We start from the raw sequence: 6,494 nt of genomic DNA on the forward strand, positions 1-6,494 counted from the left end.
CCCTCATGTCCGACACCACGACCCATCTGGGCCTGCCCTATCTTCTGGCGGCGCAGGCGCAGAAGCATGTCACCCACAACGAGGCGCTGCGGCTGCTCGATGCCATGGTGCAGCTTTCGGTCCTCGACCGCACGCGCATCGCACCGCCCGCGAGCCCGGCCGACGGCAACCGCCATCTGGTAGCCTCGGGCGCGACCGGCCTCTGGACCGGATGGGATCTGAACATCGCCTTCTGGGTTGATGGCGCGTGGATCCGGCTGGTGCCGCGCACCGGCTGGCTGGTCTGGGTCGCAGCCGAGGGGCTGTTTCTCGTCTGGACCGGCAGTGCCTGGGAGGTCGTGGGCGAGCCGCGCGACGTCTCGGATGCGGTCTTCAGCCTCGTGAACGATGCGGACCCGACGAGGAAGGCCACCTTCTCGCTGGCGGCCATCAGCGCAGGCACCACGCGCAGCTTCACCCTTCCCAACACCTCGTCCGAACTGGCGATCCTTGCAGGCACCCAGACCTTCACCGGCAACAAGACCTTCTCGGGCACGCTGACGGCGTCCGGGACCGTCACTGTCTCAGCGGCCAGCGCCTCGATCGGCACGGCAACGACGACCGCCACCTACGGGATTGGCACCGGGGCCACGACCACTGGCGTCACCAAGACGGTGAACCTCGGCACGGGCGGGGCATCCGGGTCGACGACGGTCGTCAACATCGGCTCGGCCTCCGCCGGGGCGGGCGGCACGACAATCATCAACACGCCAACCGTCACCTTCGCCAATGCCGTCACGCAGGTCGGTATGCCGCAGGCGAACCTGACCGCACAGCTGCTCGGCCTCGGCGGGGCGACGGCCGACAGCTTCAACCGCCTGTCCGTGAACACCCCGGCAGTTCTGCTGAACAACGCAGGCGCGGGGATCGAGGCGACGGTCAACAAGGCCGCAGCCGGGAACGACGCCGCTTTTGCATTCAAGACCGGTTTCTCCGCCCGCGCGCTGATCGGTCTCCTCGGTAACGACGACTTCAGCTTCAAGGTCAGCCCGGATGGCTCTGCCTTCCTCGATGCCATCAGGGTCGACCGCACCAACGGTCGCGTGGAACTGGCTGAACCGGTGGTCCTGCCCACCCATGGCGCCGTCCCCTCGCCACCACCCGCGGGGAAACTTGCGCTCTATGCCCGCGACCGGGCGGGGATGGGATGGCTCGATGTCGAGCGACCCTCCGGCCGCCACTTCCCGCTCCAGCCGCATTTCGGGGTCAACCGGATCGCGACCTGGGCGCCCTCGACCAGCACCACGATTAACACCAACGGCATGCCGCGCACGGCGGTCGGCACAGCGGCGACACCGACGCTGGCCACGACCAACCTCTCCACCTCCATGCGTCGCTGGCGGATGACGTCGGCGGCCACGGCCGGGGCGGCGGCCGAGGAACGCTCGGCAGGCTGGGTCTGCTGGCGCGGTAATGCGGATGGCCTTGGCGGCTTCACCTATGTGAACCGGCTGTCGCTGGTCACGCTGCAGGCAACGGGAATTGGCTTCTTCGGCCTGATCGGATCGGTCGCGGCGCTGTCGACCACCCTGACGCTGCCGGCCGTCGTCAACGCGCTGGGCACCGGGTTCGAGCGCGGCACGCATGCCAACTGGCAGATAGTGCACAATGACGGCACCGGCGCACCAACTCTGATTGACCTCGGCCCGGGCTTCCCGGTGGCCAGCACGACCAATGTCCTGACGCTCTACATCGCTGCGGCCCCGAACGACAGCGAGGTCGGGATCCGCGTGGTCGAGGAAGTCTCGGGCACGGTGGCGGAGGCCACGATCACCACCGACATGCCCGCGGCGACCCAGCTCCTGAGCCCGCGCAATTACCTCAACAACGGCACCACCGCCGCAGCCGTCGCCTATGACTGCTCCGGCGTCTACGTCGAGACCGATTACTGAAGCGCCACACCCCGTGGCCGGAAAGGACCATGATGAACGACCAGACCACTCTCGCCGACGCAGTCGCGCGGGCCTTTCGGGACCACGGGATCACGGCCGCGCTGACCGCGCTGATCGGCAGCACCATGGCCCTGATCGCGGCGATCACGCGCAAAGCGTTTACCAACGAGGCCCTGCTGGACCGGCTTGATCGCGAACTCATCACCGAACGCGACCGCGCCGACAAGCAGCGCAGCGAGGATCGCAAGGCCGATGGCGACCGCCTCGACCGGATCGAAACCGACATCCGCTCGATGCGCGACATGCTGTTCGACGCCTTCCAGCGCGGCAGATCCGACTGACCGCCTGGCGACCACACCACCACGACCACATCCCCCGCCCCAGAGGCGGGTTTTTTCATCTCGAGGATCCACCATGCCCACCCTGACCTATCACCACTGGCGCGACGTGCCCGCGAACACCTGGCGCTGGCCGAACTTCTCGGCCGCCGAGATCGCCTGCCGCGGCACCGGCGCGATCAAGATCAACACCGAGGCTATGGACAAGCTCCAGGCCCTGCGCGACCGACTGGGCAAGCCGCTGATCATCCGCTCCGCCTATCGCAGCCCGGAACACAATCGCGCCGTGGGCGGGGCCCCTGCCTCGAAGCACATGCAGGCGACCGCCTTCGACATCGCCATGTCCAACCACGATCCCGCAGCCTTCGAAGCGGCGGCGCGGGCGGTCGGGTTCCTGGGGTTCGGATACTATCCCCGCTCCGGCTTCATGCACATCGACCTCGGCCCTGCCCGATCCTGGGGCGATCCCTTCCCGCCGCGGCCCGTGCCCTTCGCCCCGGAACTGCCGGCCGCGCGCGAGGTGCTTTCGGAAAGCCGCACGCTGCGCGGGGGCGGTGCGGCTGGGGCGGCCACCGTCGGCGCCGCCGGTGTTGAAGTGCTGCAGGACATCCTCGTGGAAACCCAGTCCACCATCCAGCCGCTGGTGCCCTACCTCGACACGCTGCGCTGGGTTCTGATCGCCATCGCGCTGATCGGCATCGCCGTCACCATCCACGCCCGGCTCGACGACTGGAAGCGGGGCCAGCGGTGATCAGCTGGCTTCTGACCCATGGCCCGGCGCGAAAAGCGCTGGGCCTCATCCTCGCCACCGCAGCGATCTTGCTGTTCCTGCTGAACCTGCGCCGTGCCGGTGAACGCGCCGGGCGCGCTGCCGAACGGCTAGTCCTCCGAGAGACAAACGATGCCATCCACCGCCAGATGCTCGACGCCGCAGCCCGCCGCCCTCCTGATCGCGACGCTCTGGCTGACCGGCTGCGCGATGGGCGGTTCTGACTCACGCGCGCCTTGCCCTCCCGTGGTCGACTACACGGCCGCCGAGCGGGCGCGGGCGGGCGACGAGGTAGAGGCTTTGCCGGAAGACGCCGTCATCGTCCGGATGCTGAGCGATTACGCTGTCTTGCGTGATCAAGCGCGAGCGTGCCAATGATGACATAGCGTGGGCCTCGGCACCGATTTCTCAGCCGAGGCGCGCTGTTCTCGATCAGCGGTATTGTCTCATGATTGAATGGCCCTTTGAGTTCCAGCGTGTTCAAGACGCCCTCGACAGGCGGACCATGACTGGCCAGGAAGCTGCGCGCGAAATCTTCGTCGCAAGACGGAAGCATGGCCCGCCTTGGCACTGGAAAAACTGGAAGCGCACGAGGGTTCAATTCCTTGGTTCGGAATGCGCAACATGCGGTGCCGACCATGAGGCTGTACTTGTTCTGCAGCACACGGTGAGAATACCCCGGGTTCAGCCCTATTTGGACAACGCCAAAGCCGAATATGAGGCGCGGGAACCTGCCCACGACTATCGAGCTGAGTTGCGAGAAGAATGCTACGCGATCCGAGACGCCGTCATTCCGGAAATGCGGGACTGCTGCCCTTTGTGCTTCAGCCTTTCGATTCAGTTTCGCAAAAAGGCGGCCACGTGGATCTGCAACAGCCCGGTCGGTCGGGGCTACTGCGGTCACGTTTTCGAAGTTCCGGCGAAGAAGGAGGCCCTCACAGCAGCCCAGAAACGCAGTATCCGCGCGCGAAAATATATGGCTTGGCGTGAGAAGGCGACAAATTGGGACGGCGATTGGAAGCGCGGAGCGATTCTCGCATGGCTTGCGGATTTCCGGGAGTATCTTTCGCTGAAGCACACAAAGACGCTGTGCAAGCGTTGCGCTTTCCTGGAGGACATGACTGATCTGAAGCCATGCCTCGAGTGCGGATTTGCGTTCTCAAGGACAGAAACTGCGTGTCCTGACTGCGGCCGTGCGGTCGCTGAGGCTCACGCTTACAGCGCGGAGGGAGAGACGGATGACGGCCCGACCCAAAACGATGACGATTGAGATCGATGAGGAGCTGCACGCGTTCCTGACGTTCATGGTGAGCGACGCAGGGCCCTACCAATCCGTCGGCGCGTACGTTGAAGAGCTGATCCGGCGTGACATGGCAAGTCAGGAGGTCGCGGCATTTACGGGGCTGCAGGTGGAACTTGTCGCTGAGTTCAGCGCCCCAGAATCCACCTACCATCCGTCGTCTGCCGCGGAGGTAATCGCGCGCAACCGCATTTGACGGTTCAGCCGCTTCTCGTGATCCGTGGGTCATCCGTTCCAAGGGTCATCGAACGGCGAAATCCGCCTACGGAGCAGTCGTGCGGAGAATAGCGGGCTAATCTCCGCATAATCTGCGGTGATTGAACATGATGATACCGCGGGGTGCGGACCTGCGCAGGTTGCTTGAAGCCGAGCGGCATGTTACAAAACCTAGGACAGGATGCACTTGTGTCCGAGGTTTTGTAACCATGCTTGCGACGGATCAGGGCCAGCGCGCCCGCATGATCGACTACATGGAAGTTCATGCGCCAGCCCGGTCCAGGGATCTGGCGTCCATCGGCGTGAGCGGAACCACCATTGCGAGGGCGGTGGCAGATGGCGTGGTGGTACGGATTGGGCGGGGCCTATATCAGCTACCAGACAGCGAGCCAGACCTTCATGCTGGGCTGATTGAGATCGCCAAGCTCGCACCCAAGGCCGTCATCTGTCTGACCTCGGCTCTATCCTTTCATCAGCTGACCGACCAACTTCCACGCCGGGTGTGGATCGCCATCGGCGCCAAGGACTGGGCACCGAAGATCGAATACCCTCGCATCCGCATCGTGCGTTTCCGTGAGCCCTACCTGACCAATGGCATCGAGGTCCATCGGATCGGGGAGGCGGAGGTTCGGGTCTATTCCATAGCCAAGACGATTGCCGACGCATTTCGTAACCCGAAGCTGGTGGACCGATCCGTCACCATCGAGGCGATGAAGGCAGCGCTGGGCGCAAGGAAGGCCACGGCGGGCCAGCTCGCGACAGCCGCGCGCGAAAACGGGACGTGGAACCAGATGCGCCCCTATCTGGAGGCCCTGACGTCAAATGGCTAAGCAACCCAAGGACATCGCGGCCTCCGTGCGTCAGCGTCTGCTGAACCTTGCCCGTGCTGAAGGTCAGCTGTTCGATGTGGTGCTGGTGGCCTTCGGCCTTGAACGACTGGTGTACCGGCTGTCTGTCTCCGAATATCGCGACCGCTTTGTCCTGAAGGGTGGCATGCTTGTCACCTTGTGGACGGCCGACACTGGCCGCTTCACCCGGGACATCGACTTCCTGGCGTTCGGCTCGGACGAGGAGGCAGAACTGAAGACTGCCTTCTCCCGGATACTCGCCATAGATGGCGATGACGGGCTGGTCTATGACATTGAAAGCCTGACGGCCGTCGTCGTTCGAGAAGACCAGATCTATGGCGGGATGCGGCTCCGGACCGAAGCCCGCTTGGGCAACACGCGCATACCGATCACCGTGGACCTCGGCTTCGGCGATGCCTTGGCCGATCCGCAATTCGAGATCGAGTACGGCTCCCTGCTCGACTTTCCAGCCGCATCGATCCGCGCCTATTCACCGGCAACGGTCATCGCCGAGAAGTTTCAGGCCGTGGTGGCGCTGGGCTTGGCGAACAGCCGGATGAAGGACCTGTATGATCTGTGGACGCTGCCGAAATCCATCGACATCGACACGGGCGACCTCGCGGCCGCGATCCGAGGAACCTTCGCTCGACGCGATACGATTGTTCCAGCCTCCTGCCCTGTCGGCCTGTCGGAGGAGTTCTCGACCGATCCGGCGAAGATGACGCAGTGGCGGGCCTACTCTGCGGGCACGGCTCTCGAGGGACGGCCGCTCGCGGAGGTCACTGCGGAGATCTGGGCCTGGCTTGAACCGGCATGCAGGGCGGCGGCATGATTCTCGCGTTCTGCGCGATCATGTTGCTCGTCAATGGGGGGCTCGTAAAACGTTGACCAGGTGTTGACAAGAATTTCAAAAGCAAAAACCCGACGGTTTATGTCGGGTTCTAACGCTTTGATATCTTGTAGGATTTTGGTTGCGGGGACAGGATTTGAACCTGTGACCTTCAGGTTATGAGCCTGACGAGCTACCGGGCTGCTCTACCCCGCGCCAATTGCATCGCGGTGATCTGCGGTGCTTTTTGTCATCGTTTCAGA

Annotated in this window: 8 protein-coding genes and 1 tRNA gene; 8 read left to right on the forward strand and 1 reads right to left on the reverse strand. The window is 64.2% G+C overall.

Going from position 1 to position 6,494, the window contains the following annotated elements; all coding sequences use genetic code 11:
• Positions 1-5: 5 nt before the first annotated feature.
• The 8 genes from J7359_RS18885 to J7359_RS18920 all read left to right on the forward strand — a co-directional run bounded on the left by J7359_RS18885 (position 6) and on the right by J7359_RS18920 (position 6,234).
• The gene (locus J7359_RS18885; RefSeq protein WP_209059347.1) at positions 6-1,931 is read left to right on the forward strand and encodes a DUF2793 domain-containing protein; all 1,926 of its coding nucleotides are present in this window, start codon (positions 6-8) and stop codon (positions 1,929-1,931) included.
• 32 nt (positions 1,932-1,963) lie between these two features.
• A complete protein-coding gene (locus tag J7359_RS18890) occupies positions 1,964-2,272 on the forward strand; it encodes a hypothetical protein (RefSeq protein WP_209059360.1) in 309 nt (102 codons plus the stop codon).
• Between the two features lie 73 nt (positions 2,273-2,345).
• Positions 2,346-3,020 carry a D-Ala-D-Ala carboxypeptidase family metallohydrolase gene (locus tag J7359_RS18895; RefSeq protein WP_209059370.1) on the forward strand — a complete coding sequence of 225 codons (675 nt, stop codon included), beginning with the start codon at positions 2,346-2,348 and terminating at the stop codon, positions 3,018-3,020.
• Between the two features lie 11 nt (positions 3,021-3,031).
• Positions 3,032-3,262, forward strand: coding sequence for a hypothetical protein (locus tag J7359_RS18900; RefSeq protein ID WP_247740535.1), 231 nt, complete (start codon positions 3,032-3,034; stop codon positions 3,260-3,262).
• Positions 3,263-3,486: 224 nt separating this feature from the next.
• Entirely contained in the window at positions 3,487-4,308 is an 822-nt protein-coding gene (locus J7359_RS18905) for a hypothetical protein (RefSeq protein ID WP_209059381.1), read from the forward strand.
• Positions 4,298-4,534: an addiction module antitoxin gene (locus tag J7359_RS18910; protein WP_209059383.1), complete on the forward strand. Its 237-nt coding sequence runs from the start codon at positions 4,298-4,300 to the stop codon at positions 4,532-4,534. The genes J7359_RS18905 and J7359_RS18910 overlap by 11 nt, the downstream gene beginning before the upstream one ends.
• Positions 4,535-4,796: 262 nt before the next feature.
• Positions 4,797-5,384, forward strand: coding sequence for a type IV toxin-antitoxin system AbiEi family antitoxin domain-containing protein (locus J7359_RS18915; protein ID WP_209059385.1), 588 nt, complete (start codon positions 4,797-4,799; stop codon positions 5,382-5,384).
• Entirely contained in the window at positions 5,377-6,234 is an 858-nt protein-coding gene (locus J7359_RS18920) for a nucleotidyl transferase AbiEii/AbiGii toxin family protein (protein ID WP_209059387.1), read from the forward strand. Before J7359_RS18915 ends, J7359_RS18920 begins: the two co-directional genes overlap by 8 nt.
• A 136-nt stretch (positions 6,235-6,370) precedes the next feature.
• Here the strand turns inward: J7359_RS18920 and J7359_RS18925 are convergent.
• Positions 6,371-6,447 (reverse strand) — tRNA-Met (locus J7359_RS18925).
• Between the last annotated feature and the right edge of the window lie 47 nt (positions 6,448-6,494).

Origin of the sequence: Paracoccus sp. R12_2 (assembly GCF_017744015.1) — a bacterium.
Taxonomy (GTDB): Bacteria; Pseudomonadota; Alphaproteobacteria; order Rhodobacterales; family Rhodobacteraceae; genus Paracoccus.

Excerpts from the sequence above, each read along its gene's own strand:
- J7359_RS18885 (WP_209059347.1), top strand. The coding sequence starts at position 6 with ATGTCCGACACCACGACCCATCTGGGCCTGCCCTATCTTCTGGCGGCG.
- J7359_RS18890 (WP_209059360.1), top strand. The coding sequence starts at position 1,964 with ATGAACGACCAGACCACTCTCGCCGACGCAGTCGCGCGGGCCTTTCGG.
- J7359_RS18895 (WP_209059370.1), top strand. The coding sequence starts at position 2,346 with ATGCCCACCCTGACCTATCACCACTGGCGCGACGTGCCCGCGAACACC.
- J7359_RS18905 (WP_209059381.1), top strand. The coding sequence starts at position 3,487 with ATGATTGAATGGCCCTTTGAGTTCCAGCGTGTTCAAGACGCCCTCGAC.
- J7359_RS18910 (WP_209059383.1), top strand. The coding sequence starts at position 4,298 with ATGACGATTGAGATCGATGAGGAGCTGCACGCGTTCCTGACGTTCATG.
- J7359_RS18915 (WP_209059385.1), top strand. The coding sequence starts at position 4,797 with ATGATCGACTACATGGAAGTTCATGCGCCAGCCCGGTCCAGGGATCTG.
- J7359_RS18920 (WP_209059387.1), top strand. The coding sequence starts at position 5,377 with ATGGCTAAGCAACCCAAGGACATCGCGGCCTCCGTGCGTCAGCGTCTG.